At 44.5% G+C, this 24,595-nt stretch carries 17 protein-coding genes; 5 read left to right on the top strand and 12 right to left on the bottom strand.

Annotated elements, in window-relative coordinates:
- Positions 1 to 10: 10 nt before the first annotated feature.
- Complete coding sequence (locus tag BUB86_RS06445) at positions 11 to 1,813, bottom strand: aminopeptidase P family protein (protein WP_175549426.1); 1,803 nt, start codon at positions 1,811 to 1,813, stop codon at positions 11 to 13.
- 154 nt (positions 1,814 to 1,967) lie between these two features.
- Between BUB86_RS06445 and BUB86_RS06440 the strand changes: the two genes are divergently transcribed.
- Positions 1,968 to 2,954: a malate dehydrogenase gene (locus tag BUB86_RS06440; protein WP_073207188.1), complete on the top strand. Its 987-nt coding sequence runs from the start codon at positions 1,968 to 1,970 to the stop codon at positions 2,952 to 2,954.
- A gap of 6 nt (positions 2,955 to 2,960) precedes the next feature.
- Positions 2,961 to 3,488, top strand: coding sequence for a gamma carbonic anhydrase family protein (locus tag BUB86_RS06435; RefSeq protein ID WP_073207184.1), 528 nt, complete (start codon positions 2,961 to 2,963; stop codon positions 3,486 to 3,488).
- A gap of 2 nt (positions 3,489 to 3,490) precedes the next feature.
- On the opposite strand, the gene BUB86_RS06430 is transcribed toward BUB86_RS06435, so the two are convergent.
- The 3 genes from BUB86_RS06430 to gltX are packed head-to-tail and all read right to left on the bottom strand — an operon-like array spanning position 3,491 to position 7,376.
- Positions 3,491 to 4,627 (bottom strand): metallophosphoesterase, encoded by a 1,137-nt coding sequence (locus BUB86_RS06430; protein ID WP_073207181.1) that lies wholly within the window; start codon positions 4,625 to 4,627, stop codon positions 3,491 to 3,493.
- Between the two features lie 8 nt (positions 4,628 to 4,635).
- Positions 4,636 to 5,859, bottom strand: coding sequence for a 3-deoxy-D-manno-octulosonic acid transferase (locus BUB86_RS06425; protein WP_073207177.1), 1,224 nt, complete (start codon positions 5,857 to 5,859; stop codon positions 4,636 to 4,638).
- Positions 5,859 to 7,376 (bottom strand): glutamate--tRNA ligase, encoded by a 1,518-nt coding sequence (gene gltX / locus BUB86_RS06420; RefSeq protein ID WP_073207173.1) that lies wholly within the window; start codon positions 7,374 to 7,376, stop codon positions 5,859 to 5,861. The genes BUB86_RS06425 and gltX overlap by 1 nt, the downstream gene beginning before the upstream one ends.
- Before the next feature lie 85 nt (positions 7,377 to 7,461).
- On the opposite strand from gltX, the gene BUB86_RS06415 reads away from it, so the two are divergent.
- Positions 7,462 to 9,513, top strand: a complete 2,052-nt coding sequence (locus BUB86_RS06415; protein WP_073207170.1) for an HD family phosphohydrolase — start codon at positions 7,462 to 7,464, stop codon at positions 9,511 to 9,513.
- A 174-nt stretch (positions 9,514 to 9,687) separates the two neighbouring features.
- Positions 9,688 to 11,172, top strand: coding sequence for an OmpP1/FadL family transporter (locus BUB86_RS06410; RefSeq protein WP_073207167.1), 1,485 nt, complete (start codon positions 9,688 to 9,690; stop codon positions 11,170 to 11,172).
- A gap of 7 nt (positions 11,173 to 11,179) precedes the next feature.
- Here BUB86_RS06410 and priA read toward each other — a convergent pair whose 3' ends face one another.
- The 8 genes from priA to BUB86_RS06370 all read right to left on the bottom strand — a co-directional run bounded on the left by priA (position 11,180) and on the right by BUB86_RS06370 (position 22,439).
- Positions 11,180 to 13,435, bottom strand: a complete 2,256-nt coding sequence (gene priA, locus BUB86_RS06405) for a primosomal protein N' (RefSeq protein WP_073207164.1) — start codon at positions 13,433 to 13,435, stop codon at positions 11,180 to 11,182.
- A gap of 102 nt (positions 13,436 to 13,537) precedes the next feature.
- Positions 13,538 to 14,143, bottom strand: coding sequence for a porin family protein (locus tag BUB86_RS06400; protein ID WP_073207160.1), 606 nt, complete (start codon positions 14,141 to 14,143; stop codon positions 13,538 to 13,540).
- A 116-nt stretch (positions 14,144 to 14,259) separates the two neighbouring features.
- Positions 14,260 to 15,342, bottom strand: coding sequence for a gliding motility protein GldN (gldN, locus tag BUB86_RS06395; RefSeq protein WP_073207157.1), 1,083 nt, complete (start codon positions 15,340 to 15,342; stop codon positions 14,260 to 14,262).
- A gap of 16 nt (positions 15,343 to 15,358) precedes the next feature.
- Complete coding sequence (gene gldM / locus BUB86_RS06390) at positions 15,359 to 16,918, bottom strand: gliding motility protein GldM (RefSeq protein ID WP_073207154.1); 1,560 nt, start codon at positions 16,916 to 16,918, stop codon at positions 15,359 to 15,361.
- Between the two features lie 5 nt (positions 16,919 to 16,923).
- Positions 16,924 to 17,679 (bottom strand): gliding motility protein GldL, encoded by a 756-nt coding sequence (gldL, locus tag BUB86_RS06385; protein WP_073207152.1) that lies wholly within the window; start codon positions 17,677 to 17,679, stop codon positions 16,924 to 16,926.
- Positions 17,680 to 17,697: 18 nt separating this feature from the next.
- The gene (locus tag BUB86_RS06380; RefSeq protein ID WP_073207148.1) at positions 17,698 to 19,134 is read right to left on the bottom strand and encodes an SUMF1/EgtB/PvdO family nonheme iron enzyme; all 1,437 of its coding nucleotides are present in this window, start codon (positions 19,132 to 19,134) and stop codon (positions 17,698 to 17,700) included.
- Positions 19,135 to 19,148: 14 nt separating this feature from the next.
- Positions 19,149 to 20,081 carry a type IX secretion system membrane protein PorP/SprF gene (locus BUB86_RS06375; protein ID WP_073207144.1) on the bottom strand — a complete coding sequence of 311 codons (933 nt, stop codon included), beginning with the start codon at positions 20,079 to 20,081 and terminating at the stop codon, positions 19,149 to 19,151.
- A 27-nt stretch (positions 20,082 to 20,108) separates the two neighbouring features.
- Positions 20,109 to 22,439: a hypothetical protein gene (locus tag BUB86_RS06370; protein ID WP_081373133.1), complete on the bottom strand. Its 2,331-nt coding sequence runs from the start codon at positions 22,437 to 22,439 to the stop codon at positions 20,109 to 20,111.
- Between the two features lie 357 nt (positions 22,440 to 22,796).
- Between BUB86_RS06370 and BUB86_RS06365 the strand changes: the two genes are divergently transcribed.
- Positions 22,797 to 24,593, top strand: a complete 1,797-nt coding sequence (locus tag BUB86_RS06365) for a carboxypeptidase regulatory-like domain-containing protein (RefSeq protein WP_073207137.1) — start codon at positions 22,797 to 22,799, stop codon at positions 24,591 to 24,593.
- The last annotated feature ends 2 nt before the right edge of the window (positions 24,594 to 24,595 follow it).

Genomic DNA, 24,595 nt, shown 5'->3' with positions numbered 1-24,595 from the left:
GTTTTTCTTGTTATATTGCAGCGCAGGCTTCACGAAGCCACGCTTTTTCTTCGTCATCGAGATGAGGAGAGAGGATATCAAATACCTGCTGGTGGTACTCGTTGAGCCAATCAATTTCTTCTTGCAGAAGCATTTCTTTGACAATCGGAGTCTTGTCGATGGGACAAAGGGTAAGCGACTCGAACTGCAAGAACTGACCAAACTCTGTCTCTTTGTAAGGAGTTATCAACAAAGTGTTTTCTATACGGACACCAAACTTGCCTTCGAGATAGATGCCAGGTTCGTCTGTTATTGTCATTCCTGCTACCAATGGGGCGGGCTTCCACTCCATACGAAACTGGTGAGGACCTTCGTGCACATTAAGATAGGTACCCACACCATGACCTGTGCCGTGAAGATAGTTCAATCCCTCACGCCACATGTCCTTTCGAGCCAGAATATCAATCTGGGTTCCGCTGGAACCTGATGGGAACTTGCAGAGTTCTATCTGGATATGGCCTTTAAGCACAAGGGTATATACCTTCTTTTGTTCTTCTGTTAATGGGCCCAAGGCGATGGTGCGGGTGATATCTGTGGTGCCGTCGAGATACTGAGCGCCACTATCAAGCAGAAGGAATCCTTCTGGTTTCAGAGGAATATCAGTCTCTGGTGTAGCCTCGTAGTGAACGATGGCGCCATGAGTCTGATAACCTGCGATGGTATCGAAGGAGATATCGCGGAAGTCTGGTTGTTCTGCTCTGAGCGATGTAAGTTTTTGATCTACAGAAATTTCCGTTAATGATACAGGCCCCATCCCTGACCTCTCCCCTACAGGGGCGTGGAGTTCTTTTTGTAGCCAACACAGGAATTTTACCATCGCGATGCCATCTTTCAGCATCGCAGATTTGAATCCTGCTATTTCTGTTGCATTCTTAACGGTCTTCATCCGCTTAACAGGCGACTCAGCTTCGATGATTTCGCGGCTCACCTGCTTATAAAGCGTGTAGTTAACCTCGTTAGGATCGAGCAGGATGTTGTACTCAAAGTAATCTTTCAATCCTTTGGTCACATCCTCGTATGGTGCCACAGCTATTCCTTCGGCCTTAAGATATGCCTCCACCTCAGGAGTTAGTTTCACCTTATTTATATATAATGTAACATCTTTCGACGAAATGAGCAGATAGCTCACAAACACCGGATTGCAATGAACATCTGTGCCGCGAAGGTTCAAAGTCCATGCTATATCATCGAGAGCCGACATCAGCATGCCGTCAGCATGTTTTTCGCGCAAAGCCTTGCGGATACGGGAAATCTTGTCGCTGCAGCTCTCGCCAGCATATTTCAGCGGATAAATCTCAACAGGATTCTCTGGGACGGGTGGACGGCTAGTCCATATCTGAGCCAATGGATCGAGATTGGTGCGGAGTGTGATTCCACCTTGCTGACGGAGTTCGGCAATCAGTTCCTTAACGAAGCTTGCAGAGTTAACCATTCCATCTACAGCCACCTCTGCACCGGCACCACATTCTTGGCCTATCCACTCGGCTATGGTAGGTGTTCCTGGCATCTTTAACTTCATCAGCTGATACTCTGTACCCTTTAGTTGTTCTTCGGCTGCAATGAAATATCTAGAGTCGGTCCAGAGTGCTGCCGAGTTTAGCGTAACGACAGCGGTTCCAGCCGAGCCGTTAAAGCCAGAAATAAACTCGCGCCCCTTCCAGTGGTCGGGTACGTATTCACCTTGATGAGGGTCGGTACTTGGGAATATAAACGCAGCAAGATGCTCGCGCTTCATAACCTCGCGGAGGGCTTCAATTCGTTGAGTAACAGTCATCTTTATCTGATTTTGTAATTTCGAGATTACAAAGGTACAAAATAACCAGCAGAAAATGATACGATTAACACAGATTAATAATAAAAACCTGCATTATATGAGTTCTTTTTTGTAACTTTGCAGCACTTTAGATAAATAATAAAAAAATACAATTATGGCTTTTTTAACTAACGAGAAATTGGTGATTGTTGGTGCCGGCGGTATGATCGGTTCTAACATGGTACAGAGTGTGCTGATGCTGGGTCTTACTCCCAACATTTGTTTGTATGATATCTATGAGCCAGGTGTTCATGGTGTTTACGATGAGATGTGTCACTGCGCTTTCCCAGGTGCAAACATTTCTTATACTGTAGATCCTAAGGAGGCTTTCACAGGTGCTAAGTACATCATCTCTTCAGGTGGTGCTCCTCGTAAGGAGGGTATGACCCGTGAGGATCTGCTGAAGGGCAACTGCCAGATTGCAGCTGACTTCGGTGAGAACATCAAGAAGTACTGCCCAGACGTAAAGCACGTAGTAGTTATCTTCAACCCTGCTGACGTAACAGCTCTTACAGCTCTGATCCACTCAGGTTTGAAGCCCAACCAGCTGACCTCTCTGGCAGCTCTCGACTCTACCCGTCTGCAGCAGCAGTTGGCTCAGGAGTTCGGTGTGCAGCAGGATAAGGTTACTAACGCTTACACTTACGGTGGTCACGGTGAGCAGATGGCAGTATTCGCTAGCAAGGCTCTCATCGATGGTAAGCCTCTCTCAGAGCTCTCACTCTCTGCTGAGCGTTGGGCCGAGATTAAGCACATGACTACACAGGGTGGTAGCAACATCATCAAGCTCCGTGGTCGTTCTTCATTCCAGAGCCCTGCTTATCAGGCTGTTAAGATGATCGAGGGCGCTATGGGTGGTGAGCCATTCAAGTGGCCTGCTGGTTGCTATGTTAACGCCTATGGTTTCAAAAACGTTATGATGGCTATGCCTACCGTTATCGACAAGGACGGTGTACACTTCACTCAGCCTGAGGGTACTGCTGAGGAGATGGCTGCTCTGCAGGCTTCTTACGAGCACCTTCAGAAGATGCGCGACGAGATTATCTCTCTCGGTATCATCCCTGCCGTTGAGGATTGGGGTAAGGACAATGCAAACCTGTAATTAGGTATGGCTTTGATTAAATCATATCGCGGTCTCGCTCCTAAATGGGGGCGAGACTGCTATTTTTCTGAGAATGCCACGATAGTGGGTGATGTAACTATGGGCGATGAATGCTCAGTGTGGTTCAACGCAGTGGTTCGTGGCGACGTGGCTCCTATCACTATCGGTAACTGCACCAATATTCAGGATGGTAGTTGCGTGCATGTTACCCACGAAACAGGTCCTACGCATATTGGCAACTACGTAACCATAGGACATAATGTTACCGTTCATGCCTGCACCATCCATGATAATGCCCTGATAGGCATGGGCTCAACCCTGCTCGATGGATGCGAGGTGGGCGAAGGCAGTATCGTAGCAGCTGGAGCCTTGGTTCTTCAGAACACCAAGATACCTGCTGGCGAGATATGGGGCGGCGTACCAGCCAAATACATCAAGCCCGTACGTCCAGGTCAGACGGATAATGCCAAGCATTATGTGGCTTACTCCAAATTCTATCTGGAGGAAGGCGAAACAGAACCTACAAAATTCTAAGTTTATTTCAGCGTAGCTACAACGTACTCGCTTTGGGTGCCAATGCGGAACTTACCGCCCCAGATGCCTAAGCCCGAAGACACATAGAACTGGGTTTTGCCACGCTGATGACTACCCCACGAACATTCGTAAATACGATCAGTAATCCATGATATTGGCCATACCTGTCCTCGATGGGTATGGCCACTTAATTGAAAGTCAACTCCTGCAGCCTCAGCACGATCTAAGTTGTAGGGCTGGTGATCAAGTACTATAGTATAAAAGAAATCCTTATATGAGAAGTGAGGAGTATGCAGTGATGAGTAAGGGCTTTCTGGTGTCACCAGATCCTGAATAGGCTTGCGACGCATATTGGTACGATCATCGCGACCAATCACAACGATACTACTATCGGGCCCAACAGTAGCAACCTCATCAACCAACAGGTGGATACCAGCATCCTTATAAAACTGTTTGGCTCCTGGTACACCTGAATAGAACTCATGGTTACCCAAACATGCATAAACTGGGGCCTTCAATCTACGAAACTCCTCTGCCATCCGTTCTTCGATAATCGGACGCATACTTCCATCGATAATATCACCTGCAATAAGAATAAAATCGGGATTCTCGGCATTGATCATATCCACCCAACGTGCCAACTCCTTGCGTGGGTTGTGATAGCCAATATGCAAATCGCTAGCCATCACTATCTTATACTCACGAGGCAAGGGTTTCTGCGATTTCAACTCTATCGGCACGCGTACCTTTTTTTTATAATGCAGGTTACCATAAACAAAGATTCCAAGCACTAAAGCAAAGATGCCCAAGGCTGTATAACCATTTTGATATAGAACACTCTTCGACACGAGATGGACCAGACGGCCCAAATCGAGCAGAAGAAATATCATTACCAGATATAATAGCACAAAAAGCGAGGATGTTCCAACCTCGTAAGCCATCTGTGCCACAAAAAGCGGCATTCTATCGAACGCATGACGGAAATTAAGAAACAGCATGGCGAAACAGAGTACGCCAAGCGCTATGATAAGCGATTTCCACAATGCAGACAGAGGCAGCAAAACCCAAATATGCCAAGCAATATAGGTTAGAGCCACCAATGGCAATAATAAGATAAGCAACATCCACATAGATTTCATTATAGTAGTTAGAGAGAAACAGCAGAAAGTACTTTCTGCGAAGCACCAGACTGTCCCTTTACAAAATGACCAGCCTTAAGTCCCTGCTCATGGAGATATTCAGCATCGGATGCGAACTTATCCATCTGCACAGCAAACTCATCATAATTGCTGATTTCAAAACCTCCACAGGATTTGAGTCCCTGAGCTTCCTGGAACTTCTGATTATTGGGGCCAAAGAATACAGGAACATCCCATACTGCAGCCTCAAGCAGATTATGGATACCAACACCAAAGCCTCCACCCACATAAGCCACATTGCCATAGTGGTAGATGCTTGACAACAAGCCGAAGCAGTTGATAATCAGCACCTCAGCATCCTGTACATTCTCTTTGGTAGCCTCCGTATAGCGAATAACCTTTCGGCCTTCTAGCAACTTCTCAATCTGCTTCAGATGATCCTCGCCAATAACATGGGGAGCGATTATCAGTTTCCAATTCTTATGAAGGTTAAAATACTTGATGAAAATTTCCTCATCGGGCGGCCATGACGAACCAGCCACAAACACCTGAGGAGCATCTTTTACGAAAGCCTCAACAACAGGCAACTGCTTAGCAGCATCCTTAATCTGCAGCACACGGTCGAAACGGGTATCGCCAACCACATCTACATTGGTGATGCCAATCTTTGCCAAGAGTTCCTTGCTCACGTCATTCTGCACAAAGAAATGGGTGAAACAATTGAGCACCTTGCCATACTGGCGACCATACCACTTAAAGAATACTTGGTCTGGACGGAAGATACTTGACACGCTGTAAACAGGGATATTACGATGCTTAAGTATATGCAAATAGTTGTACCAGAACTCGTACTTAATAAAGAACGCCATAACAGGGCGAACTGTGCGCAGGAATCTGCGGGCATTGGTAATTGTGTCTAGTGGCAGATATGTGATGATATCAGCACCTTCGTAGTTTTTGCGTACCTCATAGCCTGATGGCGAGAAGAACGTGAGCAGAATCTTATATTCCGGATGATCCTTGCGCATCTGTTCCATAAGCGGTCGGCCCTGTTCGAACTCACCCAACGAGGCGGCATGGAACCAAACATACTTAGCATTTGGATCCACCTTCTCACGGAGAATTCGGAAAACTTCGCGCTCACCACGCCACATCTTGCGCACCTTCTCATTGAAGCGACTATAAATAGCCACTCCAAGAAGATACAGATATATAACCAGGTTATAAATCATCAGCCTAATACTTCAATAGCGCGTTTCATTCTGGTAATGGTCTCCTCCTTACCAAGGAAGGCTGAGATATCGAACATGCCAGGTCCCTTACCCTCGCCTACGAGAGTGAGTCGCCAAGCGTTCATCACATTACCCAGTTTATACTCTTTCTGCTCAACCCAAGCGTGAACAATCTGCTCCTGATTCTCGAGCGAGAAATCGTTGATGCCCTCGAGTACACCGATCAGCTCGGTCATCACCTGAGCTGAGTCTTCCTTCCAGCGCTTCTTGGCAGTCTTCTCATCGTAAGCTGTTGGAGCTTCGAAGAAGAATGAGCAAAGTGGCCACAACTCATGAACAAATGATACGCGATCCTTCATCATCTCAGTAACCTTGAGCACACGCTCAGAGGTCTCGTTAGGACAATGCTCCTTGACGATAGGCTCAAAGAGAGCAGCAATCTCCTCGTTCGACTTCTTGAGGATATACTCATGATTGAACCAAACAGCCTTCTCGAAAGCGAACTTAGCACCAGCCTTTGAACACTTAGAGATATCGAACAGAGGAACAAGTTCATCGAGCGAGAATATCTCCTGCTCAGTTCCAGGATTCCATCCCAGCAAAGCAAGGAAGTTGATAACAGCCTCGGGGAAGTAGCCATCCTCACGATAGCCACGAGAGGTCTCACCACTCTTAGGATCTTTCCAAAGAAGTGGGAATACCGGGAATCCAAGACGATCACCATCGCGCTTTGAAAGCTTACCCTTACCATCGGGCTTGAGCAGCAATGGCAAGTGAGCAAACTGAGGCATGGTATCAGCCCAGCCAAAAGCCTGATAAAGCAATACATGCAGTGGAGCCGATGGCAACCACTCCTCACCACGAATCACGTGCGAGATCTCCATCAGATGGTCATCTACAATATTAGCCAAGTGATATGTTGGCAGTTGGTCGGCACTCTTATACAGCACCTTATCATCAAGGATATCGCTCTTTACACGAACCTCGCCACGAATCAGGTCGTTAACCAGCACTTCCTGTCCAGCCTCAATTTTGAAGCGAACCACATACTGCTTACCCTCAGCTATCAGCTTATCAACCTCCTCCTTAGGGAGAGTCAATGAGTTGCGCATCTGACCACGGGTATGACAATCATACTGGAAGTTCTGAATCTCAGCACGCTTTGCCTCCAACTCCTCTGGAGTATCAAAAGCGATATATGCCTTATCGGCTTCGAGCAACTGCTGAACATATTTCTTATAAATATCACGACGTTCGCTCTGGCGATAAGGACCTTTGTCGCCACCAAAGCTTACACCCTCGTCGAACTTAATGCCAAGCCACTTAAACGACTCAATAATGTACTCCTCGGCACCTGGCACGAAACGGTTAGAATCGGTATCCTCAATACGAAATACCAAGTCGCCACCATGCTGCTTGGCAAACAGATAATTATACAAGGCGGTACGTACGCCGCCGATGTGCAATGCACCCGTTGGACTTGGTGCAAAACGTACTCTTACTCTTCTTTCTGACATACTTTTATTAAATTTGTGTGCAAAGGTACAAAAAAGTTGAGAATTTTTTGTATTTTTGCGCCATAATTGCATAAATTACATAGAAATGAGTAGTTTTAACATCAAAAACGACCTTACTTGGCGCGATTTCCTTATCCGTTTGGGGCTTGTCATCATAACTGTTACCATCATCGTTTGGATGATGCCCCGTAGCAGTCAGAATAATTTCAAGATAGAAAAAGGACGTCCTTGGATCTATACTGATCTCAAGGCTCCATTCGATTTCCCTATCTACAAAAGTGATGAAGCAGTAAAAGCCGAACGAGACAGTTTGATGAGGCAATACGAGCCTTACTACATTATGAACAGCGATATTGTAGGTAAACAACTGCGCCAGTTCTCAAAAGACTATTCAAACGGAATTCCTGGTCTGAACAATGACTACTTGAGTATCATATCCAATAGAATACGCAGGTTATACGATCAGGGTATCATGAGTAACTCTGACTATGCAAAGATAAGCAAAGACACCACGAGATTCATTCGTGTTGTAAACGGTAAGCATGCCACAAGTATCCAAATAAACAATGTATACTCTGTGGTATCGGCTTACGAGCAGATTTTTCAGGATGAAGTACTGGCTACTCATCGCGAAATACTTCAAAAGTGTAATCTTAATGACTATATCACCCCTAATCTGACTTACGATAAAGAGCGAAGTGAAGCCAGCCTGAACGACCTTCAAAACAGTATTCCCTTAGCCAGTGGTTTAGTTCAACGAGGAGAGAAGATTATTGATCGCGGCGATATCGTTGACGGAAAGACCTATAACAAGCTGCTTTCATTCAAGAAAGAGATGGAGCGCCAAAATGTAGATCAGGAAAAGATACGCCTGAACATTATGGGACAGATACTGTATACAGTTATATTGATTACCTGCTTCACCATATTCCTGACACTATTCAGAAAAGACTATTTCGAGAAAGTCAGGTCTACAGCCATGATATATGCGCTGATTGTGCTATTTACCATTATAGCCTCGATGATGGTGGTACATAGTGTGCTACACGTATATATAGTTCCGTTTGCTATGGTGCCTATATTTATACGTGTGTTTATGGACTCCAGAACAGCCTTTATGGCACACGCCACCATGGTGCTTACGTGCGCTTGCTTTCTGCAGTATCCTTTGGAATTTGTGGCAGTTGAGCTTGTAGCCGGATTGGTTGCTATTTTCTCACTCCGCGAACTGTCAAGTCGTTCACAACTATTCTGGACTGCCGTATCAGTTACCGGCGCTTCAGTACTTACCAATCTGGCACTTGACTGGATACGTATCAATGACCTGTCGAAAATAAGCTATAGCGAATATAACTATTTGGCTATAAACGGCGTACTGCTATTCTGCTCATACCCACTACTCTACGTTATTGAGAAAGCATTTGGGTTCACATCAAACATTACGCTTATTGAGTTATCGGATATGAACAAAGAATTGCTACGCAAAATGAGTGAGGTAGCACCAGGCACATTCCAGCACTCAATACAGGTAGGAAATCTGGCAGCGGAGATAGCGAACAAAATTGGTGCCAAGAGCCAGTTGGTTCGTACAGGAGCACTATACCACGACATCGGTAAGATGACGAACCCGATCTATTTTACAGAAAACCAATCGGGCGTTAATCCTCATGAAAAGATGGAGAACATAGATAGTGCCCAGATGATTATCAGTCATGTAACAGAAGGAACGAAGCTGGCAGACAAATACAACCTTCCCAATGTTATCAAAGACTTTATAACTACTCACCACGGACAAGGCAAAACCAAGTACTTCTACGTGCAATACAAGAATGCCCACCCCGACGAAGATGTTGATGACCTGCTATTCACCTATCCTGGCCCAAATCCGTTTACCAAAGAACAAGCCATACTGATGATGGCTGATACGGTTGAAGCCGCATCGCGTTCGCTTCCCGACTATACTGAAAAGTCTATTCGTGAACTGGTAGAGCGACTGATTGACGGACAGGTGGCAGATGGATACTTTAAAGATTGTCCTATCACATTCCGCGATATTGCTTACGCTAAGACCGTACTTATCGAGAAGCTCAAGACCATCTATCACACTCGCTTGAGCTACCCAGAACTGAAAAAGTAGAACAAAACCTGCACAAACACCCCTAAAAGTGTGCAAAAAACTGCACACTTTTGCACATTTGTGCAGGTTTCTGTGCAATTTTCGTTAAACTTCGTTAACTTTGTGTGCGTAGACATAAGATTTTAAAACAATACATATACCTTTGCAGCCGATTTTTAAAAAATTGTTTAAAAGATGAAAAAGATTAATGCATTGCTGGCTAGCATAATGCTGACAGCAGCTACAACAACAGCCACAGCAGGTGGCATCTTAACCAACACCAACCAGAGTATCGACTTTTTGCGTAATCCAGCTCGAGATGCAGCTATTGGTCTCGATGGAGTATACAGCAACCCCGCAGGTGTAGCCTTCATGCCAGAAGGTTTTTACCTTGGTATTAACTGGCAGTATGCTCACCAGACTCGTACTATTCAGTCTACCAACCCCGTTTTTGCACTAGGCAAGAAGAACGATGGTCTTGAGACTAAGACCTTCGAAGGTATTGCCGATGCACCATTCCTCCCATCTATCCAGGCTGCCTACAATAAAGGTAATTGGAGCGTTCAGTTCAACTTCTCAGTACCTGGTGGTGGTGGCTCATGTGAGTTTGCCGATGGTCTGGGATCATTCGAGAGTGTAGTAGGTAGCATAGCCAACCAACTTAAGCCTCTAGGTGCTACAGGTTACGATATGGACGGCTACATGCAGGGACGCCAGTACTACTTCGGATTCCAGCTTGGTGCAGCATACAAGGTTATTTCAAACCTTTCTGTATATGGAGGTTTGCGTCTGCTTTATGGTACTGCTACCTATAAAGCAAAGATTAGCAATATCATGGTTAATACAGCTGGTGGTTACGTAGACTTCGGTAGTTTCCTTCAGGGAGCAGAAACAACAGTTGACGCAGGAATCAGCCAGATAAATGCAGGTATTGCACAATATGAGGCTGCAGGTGCTCCTGTTCCAGAAATTCTTACAAACCAACTTGCTCAGCTGGAAGGTACTAAGAAGAGCCTCAACTCTTTGCAGAAATACTCTCAGGGAGTAAACCTGCTCTGCAACCAGTCGAGCGTAGGAGTAGCTCCAGTTATTGGCATCGACTATAAAGTGGGTAAATTCAACTTTGCAGCTAAATATGAATTCAAAACTCAGATTCACATGAAGAACGAGTCGACTGTAAATGAGGCAAGCGAAATTCCTGCAGTTAACAAGTTCCGTGATGGCGAGAAGATTGATGAAGACTCTCCTGCTCAGCTTGCAGTTGGAGCTATGTGGAATATGACAGACGATGTACGTCTGAACCTGGGTTATCACCACTTCTTCGATACCAACGTTAACTGGTACAACAACACCCAGGATCTGCTGGGTGGTGGTACAAACGAGTATCTGGCAGGTGTAGAGTGGGATGTTACTGACAAACTGACTATCAGCGGCGGTACTCAGCTCACCCGTTATCAGCTTACAGATGCCTATATGAACGATATGTCGTTTGTTGTTAACAGCTATAGTTTTGGTTTTGGTTTCAACTACAAGGCTTCAGACAAGGTTACCTTGAAGGCTGCATACTTCCAGACCAATTACGATCACTACAAGCGCAACGACTACCCACAGGCTGGCGTTAGTGATGACTTCACACGTACCAACCGCGTACTTGGCATAGGTTGCGAACTGAAATTCTAAGTTTAGATTATAGCGGATCTACATCGTAGTAGATCTGGAGCGATGAATAGCGTTTGTCTTGTAGCATCTGCTGCTGGGCAAGCGCTAAATATTTTCGCACCTCTGGCATATTGATACCAAGTTCGAGTTTCAAAATGACCTTACGAATAGACAACGATTTTACTTTGGCTATTGATGGTTTGTCGGGACCTATCACTCTTGATGAGAACCATTGGCGCAATCTGCTACTCATCTCGATACCCGCAGTCTCTACCACAGCATCTGAGCGATGCTTCAGGTATACATATATCAAACGATAATATGGCGGATAGTTAAACTGCTGTCGTTCAGCTATTAGCGAGCGATAGAAACCTGTATAGTCATTCTGAACCACCTGTTGGATAAGTGGTATATTGGGCGATTTGGTCTGCAAAATCACCAAGCCTTGTTTGCCTTTTCGCCCAGCACGTCCACTCACCTGAGCCATCATCATATACGCATGCTCATAAGCACGGAAGTCGGGATAGTTCAACAAATTATCAGCATTCAGGATTCCAACTACAGACACCTTATCGAAATCGAGACCTTTGGAAATCATCTGCGTACCAATGAGCAGATTGGTGCGACCAGACGAAAAGTCGCTAATGATACGTTCGTAGGCATTACGAGTGCGAGTCGTATCAAGATCCATACGAGCGATTCTTGCCTCTGGGAAGATATCACGCACCTGATCCTCAATTTTCTCTGTGCCATAACCTTTTGTCTGTAACTCATGGCATCCACAGGCTGGACATTCTGTTGGCACCTGATAGGTATATCCGCAATAGTGACAGGTAAGCTGATTCATGTTGCGATGAAACGTGAGCGAAACATCGCAATGCTGGCAATGAGGTACCCATCCGCATTGTTTACACTCTATCATAGGAGCGTAACCTCTGCGATTCTGAAAGAAGATAACCTGTTCGCCTCGTTCTAAAGCCTCGCGAGTCTTGGCTAGCAGTAATGGAGAGAAAGGTCCATTCATCATCTTTCGATGTTGAAGGTCCTTGATATCAACCACCTGAATCTCGGGTAGCTCAATACCTTTGTATCTTTGAAAGAGCTCTACCAGTCCGTACTTACCCGTCTTAGCGTTATGATAGGTTTCGAGCGATGGGGTTGCTGTGCCCAGAAGCGTCTTAGCTCCATACATCTGCGCCAACATGATAGCTGCTGAACGGGCATGATATCGTGGCGCAGGATCCTGTTGCTTATACGAGGTAACGTGTTCTTCGTCGATGATAATCAGTCCCAAATGCTGGAAAGGCAGCAAAACTGCACTACGGGCTCCAAGTATCACATCGTATGGATGCTTAGAGAGCTGTTTCTGCCATATTTCCACACGCTCTGCATCAGAATATTTGCTATGATAGATGCCAAGACGATTGCCAAACACGCGCTGCAATCGCTGCATTGTCTGTACCGTTAAGGCAATCTCGGGCAACAGATATAGCACTTGCTGATGTTTATCTAATGCCTGCTGTATCAGGTGGATATAAATCTCAGTTTTTCCACTCGATGTTACGCCATGAAGAAGCGTTACGTTCTTCTGTAGAAACGAGAACTGTATCTGATTGAAAGCCTCCTGCTGAGGCTGACTCAGCGGTTTTATGTTTTCAGGATGTGGATCACCGCCAAAGTTCAGGCGCCCCACCTCTTTGTCGTAAGTTTCCAGAATGCCACGCTGCACCAAAGCATTTATCACCTGCAGACTATGTCCTTCATTCAGCAGCTCATCACGAGTCAATTCTGCCTGAACATCAGGCTCGCCAGGCCTATCCCACCCCGAAAGTTCCAGATAATCAAGAAATGCCTTCAGCTGCTTTGGAGCGCGTTGAAGCATATCGATAGCCACATGAAGCGAACGCTCATTACGGAACTTGGATGAGAGTTGGACATATAGTTCTGTCTTGGGGCGATAACCATCTTCTGCCTTCAGGCCTGATGGCAAGGCTGCCTTATATACCTCACCTATTGGCGACATATAATAATCGGCTATCCACTGCCACAGCTTCAGCTGATTTTCTGTGACTATGGGTTCTGAATCCATTACCTGAGCGATGGATTTCACCTCGTAGTTCTCAGGTTTGTTGTTATGCAGACTTGCCACGATGCCCAGATACTTCTTGCTGCGTCCAAAGGTAACAAGTACACGCATACCTATACCTACAGCCATACCTTCAGGTACGCTGTAGGTAAACAACCCTGTTAGGGGCACGGGCAATATCACATCTGCATATCTCATCTTAGGACAAAGAAAGCGCCTTAGTAAGGCGCTATTATTTTCCCAGTTAGGGAACATTTCATTCCCAGTGTGGGAACAAATTATTCCCAACGTGGGAATATTTTAGAAATAATAAGCTACTGAAAGCTGCCAAGCATTTGCCTTTGCCTTACCAATAGCTGTATCCCATGTTGTGCTAAGAGCTTTGTTAACATCAACCTCACCTGTTGTACCAAGAGCGATGTTATAGTTTGCTGAGATCTGAAGATGATTCAGCAGCATCAGTCCAAGACCGACATTTGCACTCAGGTTTGAATCCTTCAAACGCCAATCAGCAATATTGTTTCCGATTTCTTGAACCTTATCGCCAATAGCGAAACCAAACTGAGGACCTGCAAAGATATAGATACTTGCTGTAGAACCCAAACCAAAACCATAACGCAGATTGATAGGCACCTGGATAGACTGCTGCTTCACAGTCTCATCGGCAATCTTAGCAGAGCGCTGGTCGTAAAGAGCTGAAGCATCGATGCCAAGACCTACGACAGGAAGCGTAAATTTAATAGTAGGACCAATGAAGAAACCAGCCTGATTAGAGGGGTCTACTACATCCTTATCAAATTTCATACTTGTGAGGTTAAGGCCTCCCTTAACACCAAACTTCAACTGTGCCTGAGCAGCAACAGCCATTGTTGCCAGCAGCACTACCATAGTAAATAATTTCTTCATAACCTATTTGCTTTTAATGTTAATGAATCTTTCTACGGCTGCAAAGATACGAAAAAAGTTGGAATAGAGAAGGAAATATCTGTTTTTTTTCGATTAATGCCTCCGTTTTAGCTGTTTTAATGTCTCTGGCGGCGTACTGAAACTCGGGCAGAACTATTACTGCTGCTACTTGCTTTCTCTGATTTAGGCGACTTCTGCTTGGCAGCCTTTACGCCTTTGTCTGACGAGGGCTTGTTTTTGGCAGACTTCACTTTCTTATCAGCCTTTTTATCATTCAAGGCTGCTATGCTGTCTAGTGAATCGCGCTTGGCAGGATCGCCAAAAATGGTCTTCTTAAAGGCCTCAAGTTCTGCCTCTATGCGTTTCTGCTCAGCAGTCATCTTGTCCTTATCACCATTACAAAGCTGAGATAACGTCTTGCCCATAGCATTGTTCGTCTTATAGATTTTACCGCGATACATGTTCAGGGTAAAGAAATCGTCCATCGATACCTGTGCAGCATTATTCATACTACTTGCCATAACCGTCTGTCGATTCAGGAACGGCTCCAGTTCGCTATACTTAACCCAGAAAAGGGGATACTGGGTTACCTGCTTATCACCATTATCATCGCTAAGTGTAAACTCATCTTCCTCCACCATAACAGGGCATAGAGCCTGAACCTTGATGTGGAACGAAGAATTGGCCTGATCGTAATAAGCACTCTCTTTGAGATAATACTTCTTAACCTCAGAAGATGGAATATCGCTGTTTTCTACCTTCAGACGCCCATTCTGCTCCTCATAGCGAATATGGAAGTCGTGCAGAAGATTCTTCATATCCACCTTTGCCTCTTCTGTAAACACATCGCTACCATCAGTAGGATACTCATAGAGGGGGATATAGCCATTAAGCGCCAACTTAAAGATGTAGGTAAACAGATTGAGCTGACGCCCCTGCGGCTCTACGGGATAGTAGAGTCCGCTATTCACATCCTCGTCGAGCGATATCTCACGGTAGATGTCGCGACGCCACACCACCTCTTCAGGCATCTCGACTGCTGTGGGGAATGATATCTGCGCACGCATCGACATAGCAGTCGAAGCTGAGTTCTGCTTTGCTTTCTGCTGTTCCTGCTGTTGAGCCACACGCTGAGGTGGCTGAGCTACTGCTACAACTGCAAACAGCACGACGGTGAATAAGAAAAATACTCGTTTCATATATCTTATACCTTATTTATTTTACTATAACTTCCATTGGATTTGTTAGCGTACGTGTCAAACCATCAGGACCAACTACCGTTACTCTCGAGATATAGAATCTGCGATTACGCGAAAGCTTGCGGAAGGTATCCTTCTGGCGACCAGAGAACTGAGCACCTTCTGAAGCCATCGGAACTGCATTACCCATATTGTCGAAGAACACCGTCTCGAAACTCTGAACGCGGAAAGCGATATCAAGTATACCATCATCGATAGCGGCTCCAAGAGTTCCTACCTCCACTAACTGACTCTTCGACAAAGTTCCACCCTTATAGCGAGCTGGATTACCATGCTCGTCTTTCATAGCTATATAAGGTGTAGGATCGGGCAATTTACGAACGCGGAAGGTGTATTGTCCCATCTGCTGAGGGCGACCAGTATTGGTTGATGTAACAGTAATGACAGCATTCTGCCCTATCTTCGAAGGTTTGGCAATATATTTGCCAGCACCTACAGCTTGCAAAGTTCCATTAGTCATCGAGGCTTGCACCTTATTAAGAGGTACTCCTGGCACGCTGATGCTGATAGGATTAGCATAGCCTGCATAAAGCATATTCATCAAGTCGGCTGATACTGTGGCACTTGGTTCTACAACAGTATAATCCTGCGAAAACTCACGACGGATTCTTTCACCATTGCCATTCACCATCTCCATGTAGCCTTTCAAAGTGAAATCACCTGTTTTTCCACAAACCGTTTCATAGAGACCATTCTGCAAGTTAACCTTCTGACCACCAATAAAGATATCAGGCACCTGAGTAGTATCGACTGCAGCCATCACGATTCGTGCAGAGAAGCGATCGCCCCTGACGATAGTCTTAGAACTTGGAATAACGAAGGCATCCAGCAGATTGACACGGATATCCTTCACATCGATATTCTGCACCAGCTTATGTAGCACTTCGCCCTCAGCATAACGCACATCGCTCTGAAGTTTTGAAAGCAAAGTAACGGCTGCTGCTGCAGGCATCGACTCGAACATATATTCCTGCCAGTTCTTTCCCATAGCACGCTTAGGCACCTCGGTAGTCAGATTGCTGGCAATAATCTTACGTTGCTTCTCATCTGTCACCATCGTCAGCATCCGATTGCGGAACGAGTTGATGGCATTATAGAGTTTCTGTCCCTGACCATTTGTAGGCGAGAGCATCACGTAGTTGGCAGGCTCTTGATCCTCTTTGTTGCGGATATTATTAACATCGCCGTCTTTACCATCAGCCTCAACAACTATAGCCAGCTTCAAACTGGCAGCAAAGTTATAGAGTGAATCGCTCATCTGTCGCACCTGCTGAGCCTTATCATACCATTCCTTTGTCTTCTGAGGATTGGCCTTCATCTGCTGCTCGAAGGTTTCATAGATAGCCAGATTCTCCTTTGACGAGTTGCTGGTTGTGCGGTTCAGACTTTCCTCCACAATAGAGAAGCCGTTGAGTACCTCGTTAGAGACATTCAGCGCCAACATAGCCATCAGGACGACATACATCAGATTGATCATCCTCTGGCGTGGAGAAACGGGTCTTTTCTTTATTGCCATAGTCGTTAAACGTTCATCTTAGCCGTCATTGCCTCGATCATACGGGCATATATCTTGTTAAGCTCAGCTATCTGAGCAGCCATTCTCTTTGTCTGTTCGTTGATATCGTCGATAGTACCAATCTGCGAGCTGGCACTCTTCAACTGCATCTCATAAACCTTACAGATACCAGTAAGTGTGCGGTTCAGGTTCTCCATCTCCTCAGAATCGTGAGCCAGCTTTTCGTTCTGGGCAGAAACCTTAGAGAGGGTTTCTGTTAAGTGTTTCAACTCCTCAACATAGCCAGAAGTAGCTGCCTCGAGTTCAGGATGAGAAGATGTAGATGGCTGGACAGAAGCAGCAGATGAAACAGATGCTGCTGGCTGTATTGAAACTGCAGGCTGTACATTCTCAGCAGGAGCCGATGGATTACCATTTATGATGATGGTTCCACCATTGCCTCCAACAACTGTGGCACTACCACCTCTGCTAACTACTGGAGCATCAGCACCAGTACGAACATGAGTATCCAGTTCCATACCGTCAGCCGTCTTATCGAAAGGACGATCGAAGGCATAAAGGAAGAACACAAACACCTCTGTTCCCAATCCGATAAACAGCAGGTAATCAGCTCCACCCATGTGGGTAAGCTTAAAGAGTGTACCCAGAATCACAATTGAAGCGCCCCAGCTATAGGCGTAGTTCAGGAATGTCTGACCTGGCACACTATCCATCCACTTCTGCAAGCGGTAGACGATATTGTATTTGCTATATGTAGTCATAACTATCTTGTTTTTTGATTATTTCTTCTTGGTCTTTGTAGACTTAGCACGTTCACTAGTAGAGTTAGCCAGACTGCGTACACAACGGAATCCAATGTACGAACGAGGTTGGTTCTGATATTCAGCAGTACGCCAAGCAGAACGGATATATGACTCAGGATCCTTCCAAGATCCACCTCTTACGCTCTTACGTTTCAGTCGGTAAGGATCCTCCTGAGCAGCATTATACTTGAGCTGTGGGTTGATATCGTTCATAGCCTCAACACCAGCCTCAGTATAGATGGTGCTGGTCCACTCAGCCACATTACCAGCCATATCATACAGACCATTTGAATTGGCTGAGTATATTCCAACGCGACTTGTTATCAGGTTACCATCCTTGGTATAGTTACCATTATCAGGCTTAAAGTTGGCATAGAAACAGCCCTTGCCACTTGCCACAGCCTCATTATCCCATGGGAACTCATTCTGATCCTTGCCTCGAGCTGCGAACTCCCATTCTGCCTCAGTTGGCAGACGATAACGCTGAACATAACGTGCTGCAGGACCAAGTCCCTTCAACAAATATTCTGTTCGCCAAGCGCAATAGGCATTAGCCTGTTCCCAAGTCACGCCTACCACAGGATAGTCGTTATAGGCAGGATTCGAGAAGTAGTAACGCAGATACATCTCATTATCAGCATTGGGGAAGTCGTTTACCCAACAAGTGGTATCTGGGAATACATTAACGATATAGGTATTCAAGAAATCCCAAGGTCCTGAAAGCGGACGATTGATACTCTCGCGAATGATTCTGCCCTCATCATCGATATAGGCCGTATCTTTCGAAATCCACACCTGCTCCTCAGGATCAACAGTAAAGTCTGTATTCAGATTGCGCTCTTGCGGATTAAGACGATTGCGACGCAAGGCAGCTGCAGTATAGTCATAAACCTCATAGCGATAATTCAACTGTCTATAGTCCAACATCTTATCGCCTGTAACAGGATTAGTTACATACATACCATCGATAATCTCCTGCTCGTCTTCATTTGGTCGACGAGGCAATGACTTCTTCCAGTTCAAAACTGTCGATATTTCGTTACCCTCCTTATCAGTTTTAACCGTCTTATAGGTCTCGTCAATTTCAGAGAGACGTTCGCGGAGGATAGAATCGCGCACATAATTAACAAACTGCCGATACTTAGAGTTTGTAACCTCAGTCTCATCCATCCAGAATCCATCAACAGAAATATCTCTGAGAGGAGTTTTCTTTCCCCACAGAGAATCTTGATTCTCGATACCCATCTTCAGATGGCCTCTCTTAACAAGCACCATTCCGTATGGAGTAGGTTCAGTAAAGGCCTTTCCTCCCGTACCTGTCACCTCACCGCCATTAGCAGTCATCATCTTGCTACCAAAACAGCTGGTAAGCAAAAGTAACGCAACGGTGCAGAATCCTATTAATTTCTTCATATATACCTATTTATCTATAATAATCTTACACTTTTATGCAGATTTCTGCCTTTCTTATACAGATTCAACTCTGTCTGATAACCCACAAAGAGTCCATGACTCCCGTTTTTTGCACTAATAGCCGAAGTATACATCTCGTAACTATATCCTAAATGAACACCATGGAAATTACCACCTATCAATACCGTAACCGAGTTTGTAGGGCTATACGACAATCCTGCATACATCACCTTCTTTTCGTGTTCATACTTCAAGCGACCAGTAACGTCAGCTCGCCAAGCCACTCCGTCAGTACGTCCCAATACAGATGTCTGTACTTTTAGAAACGGATTATTTAGCCGAATATTGTATCCTGCAGTCAAATAATATGTAGGATCGATGCTCAACTCATTCGTTTCGCCTAACGCAACTACTGGTGAATTAAGATGTAAAGCTGATACTCCGACATACCAACAACGGGCCTGATAATAGATACCCGCAGAGAAATCAAGACCAGTACCGTTAACCGAAGTTGTAGCTAGTGCTGGGTCGGTAGTATCTTCAACATCTAGTTTTGTTCCATCAAAAGTTTCACTTAGCATGCCTGCTTGAACTCCCAGACTCAACTTGCCCTTAAATAAACGTTGCTGATAGGCATATTGCACACTCAAACGCTTATGCGAAAACAATCCTATGGCATCATTCACTAGTTGCACACCTACTCCATGATATGCCCCCATAGCATAAAAAGGCATATCAGCGGCTGCATACATCGTATTAGGATTATGCTCGAAACCAGCCATTTGTATAGCGTATGCTCCAACCACATTCAGTTTGGCCTCCTTGCCCACAGTTGCAGGATTAAATGATGGTTCCATCGCCCAATAATGTGCAAAGGAAGCATCGTATTGCGCACAAACTTTTATTGTTGCGAATACGCAAAAAAGCAATAACAAAAAACGTTTCACGCTAATAATAACGCAAAACGCCTGATTTTATTGTATTGTAAAGTCCTCTCCAAATGCCCTAATGTATTCCTCGTGGAAGGTACGTGACACGTCCTGGGCTTCATAAATCTTGCCAAGTCGCTTCAAAGATTTCATCTGATACGAGAATGAATCCAGATTATAGGGATCGATATGGAACATGGCCTCAACAAAATAGAGAGTCAATTTAAGTTCGCTGTTTGTATAAGTACGTTTCATCAATAGCTGGACAACAGGAGTTAAGATACGTTCTGTCTCTGACTTAAACTTGTCGAGCGAAGGCATATTCTGTGTCTGTAGGAATTTTCCACGACGCAAGATTGCCAACAAGCTCTGCTCAGTATACGTCTCGGTGAACACCTGATGAGAACAATCCAGATAGTCACAATAGAATGGCTTGGTGATGTTAAAACGGTAGAAACCATCGATATAAACGAGTTCAATGCCATCTATTTCGTCAAGCACCTTCCTCAGGTGATTCATAATAACACTACGCGAATTTTTAATCTTGTCAGCAGGTTTATCGCCCCAAAGCATTGTGCCAACCATTTGAGAAGAAATACCACCCTGTTTGTGATACCAGAACAACAGACAGGTTAGTTCACGAAGTCTGTCGGTAAACATATAGGAAATATCCCGATTCTCTCGGTCAAAAGCGCAGAAAACGCCAAACAGATAGATAGAATTAGGTTTACTCTCAGGTATCATCACGTCCAGCTTCTCCTTATTGGCAATCTGCTGTCTCCTACGGCGATAGCTCTTATAAAGTAGCCACATGATAATGAGAATAACAACAATCAAAGCAGTTCCTATAAAATATATTTTCTTATCAACGGGTAGTTCAGATATCTCAACGAACTCAGCCTCAGACAACACAGGCAACTGGATGGAGTAAAATGAGATGGTTGATGATATATCATTAGTAAACTCCTGCACAGACACAAAAAACTTTTTGACTACAGGATCGTAATAAATATTTGCATTAGTTGCTATCTTATTCGACTGGATGGGTATTGAATCACCCAACATCTCCATCGTTCCATCGGCAAGCGAGAAACGGCACAAGCGGAGATATGAAGAAGAAAGTGCCTCTGGATAACAGAGAGTATAAAAATAGTCTCCTATTACTAACAAATTTCTTACTGGTACAACATTTTGGCGTTTACCCCAATCAATACTCCATAGTTTTGTTGTAGAATCGTTGTTCAAATCTATCCGATACAAGTCATACAGATAATGACGTCCAATAGATTGATTGCCAGAATCATTACCCATGCCACCAAAGATATAAGCGTAACGAGATTGAGAATCAATACCCATTGACGTAAAATAGCGAGGTGTACAAGTATAGAGAGGCTTTGATTCTAGCCATTGTTGAGTCTGTATATCATAAGTATAGAGGTTACGGAAGTACTGCATACTACCAAAACCGCCAAAGATTCGGAATCGGTTTCTAAGTGTATCGAGGATACATCCATGATGGTGCATCTGGGTGGGCAGCTGAGCAAAACACTCTGAAGACCACTCAAAGGTATTAAGATCAAGACTGGCTATAGAAGGTTCATCCTTAGGCCGTTCATCAAGATTACCATATTTAAACACCTCGTATGTATATAACTTATCTGAGCGTATATCGAGAAAATTCATGCCGAGGTTGATATCAACAGGACAAGAAGGTTGAAACACCCGATAGTTGGTTTCGCGACTATCAGTATTATATATAAATAAGGTATCACGCGTATAACCATAAAAAACATGACGCTTGAGATCGAAACATGTACCAGCGTTGTGAACGAAGTGCATACTATCGATTTTTTTCCAATGATAGCAATCATTGATACTCCAATAGGGATTATCCACACGCCCCACCTTATTCATCTGATAATCGTAGACATCGTTACTACGGCTCTGCGAGAGAGGGAAGAAATAGTTGACTTCTCCGCCTTGAACATACAGATTCTTAAGCGTTACAGAAGGCACCTCTATCAGATAATCAAATCGACCGAAAACAATCTTTGGAGATAGGGACGAAGGAAGGCTCATAGCTACAGACTTCATGGTCATACCATCGATAGTCATGGCAACTTCCTTTCTATCCAAATCAAAACAAAGCGATAGGGTTATCCAACCTTTGGCAAGTAATGCCTGACGGTTAAAGTTGATTCTTATGAGAGTCGTCTTACCTTCTTCGTTTAACTCAAACCAATCGTTGCCTCGACCATCGTAAAACAAATTATAATTAACACCATTGTTTTCATCCACCACGTGTAGGATATACCCCACCTCACCCACTCGTGGTATCTGAAGGTCGAACTTGATATTCAATTGATGAGCAAACATCTTTCTATCATCTGCAAAAACAGAATAAGATGTTCGACCATTTATCGAGTCAATAGGATTCAAGAATCGCAAGCCTTGGGCATACGATTTTGAAATACTACCTAATAACAATAGTAAGAATACTAGTTTAGATATTTTGTTCATAACATTAAAATTGATGGTGCAAATTTAGCACTTTTATAGCATAAAAACGTTGAAAATCGGCCAGATTAACACTTTTAATCGCAAATTAACCCCTAATTAACCGGATAATTAATAAACGGAGTTATATTTTTGCGGCCGAAATCGTCAGAAGGCGATTGGTAGAAATAATTGCTAATAAACATTTCCTATTAATAACTAAAATTTAATTATTTAATGAAACAGAAAACCAAAGCCAACAAACTTATGGTATATCTCTTCGGGATATGCTTGGCATTTAGCAACATTAGTTGCAGTGGAGACGAAGACAGTAACACCACCAATCTCGGAAATGGTGATGTAAGTGGAATCGTAACTGACGACAAAAACGCTCCTTTGGAAGGAGTAACCGTAACTGTGAACGATGCTGACATCAGCGACATTACTGATGCATCTGGTAGTTACAATCTAAAAGGTCTGCCTATTGGCAAACACATTCTCACGTTCAGCAGAACAGACTATCAAACGGTGAGCTGCACCCTGACATCAAAGCAGTTCTACGAGGGTACAGCCAACATAAGCACCAGCCTTCGCTATGCAGCAGCTAAGATTACCGGTAAGGTTCTCGATGCACAAAATGGTAAGAAGCCACTGGAAGGAGCATCGGTATCTATTGGTGGTGAGCCTGTATTAACAAATAGCGATGGTATCTTTACCATATCACAGTTACCATTAGATAACTACACCGTAACAATCACTTACAACGATTATAACCCTCAAACTCGTGATATAAAAAGCGACGATTTTGTAGATGGTGTTGCCCAATTATCTGATATACTGATGGGCGGCGAAGAAATTCTGCCAGGACTCACATTGGGCGACTTGAAAGAATGTACACCATGGATGTATAACGAATATCGCGGTGGACGTAATGCCGATAACTATCCTCAATTCGACTGGAGCGTAGACTACATGTGTACACTCGACATGGTAGGAAACTGGGAAGAGCAAAACGAAGGAACCACTATGCGAGTTAACGAAAGCAATGGTGTCGATCTGGATAACCTGAATACCTTTATATATGGTAGAAAGCATATCACAGAAGACAACAAGATCATGACAGTCTTTGCTCGCACCCATCAGGGACCTGCTATATGGAATGCTGTCGTAGTTGATTTGAGTGAAGCAAAACCTCAAGCCAAGAAGTTAGGTGAGAACATCTCATTCCAAGACGGCAACTACAAGAACTTTGTATTCGACCTCAGCGCTTACGTTGGCAAGGATATCGCCATTGCCATTGGAACATATTATTCTGGCGAGTGGGTTCAGCTTGTACTGCGTCGTATCAGTTTTGCACCTTCAGCCACCAATGGTCTCGCCTGGTTGCCTGGTACACCTATCAATGAGGCATTGGAAGATCTCCATCTTACACAAGAGATGGTACGTGGTACAATGCCTAACGTGCTCAAATCATTCACTGGTATCACCACCTACGATGGTCGTAAGGATCGCGATGAATATGTCTGGGCATATCGCGACTGGAATAAGACGGGTCACGTTGCAGCTTACTGGGGCATGACATCAATCACCAAGGACTGCGACGTATTTACCAACGAGGGTTACACCATTAAGACACGTGGTGGCAACGGTATCGTCAGCACTTCGAAAGCAGAGAGCTATCTCTACAGTAAGTTTGCTATCGATGATAATAACAAGACTCTTACCCTTCGTGTACGCAACTTCGGAGATCATCCCACATACTACAAACTGATTGCCATCACAGATGATATGAACGTCAAGTATCTCCAGCCTACAAAAGAGTCTAAAGTTGACGAGCTGACAGAAGGTCCTGACGGCACCATCAAGTTCAATCATAAGAATGGCGACACTGGGCATCCTGAGAACTACGGAAAATTCGTATTCGACCTTTCACAATATAATGGACAGAACGTAACATTGGTTCTTGCAGTATACAAAGGCGAGGAGAATGGCGATGAGAATAAGGTAACCATCTATAGTATTGACTTGAATTAAAC

The sequence above is a fragment of the Xylanibacter ruminicola genome (assembly GCF_900142525.1).
GTDB lineage: Bacteria > Bacteroidota > Bacteroidia > Bacteroidales > Bacteroidaceae > Prevotella > Prevotella ruminicola_A.
This window is presented reverse-complemented; position numbering and strand designations above follow the sequence as displayed.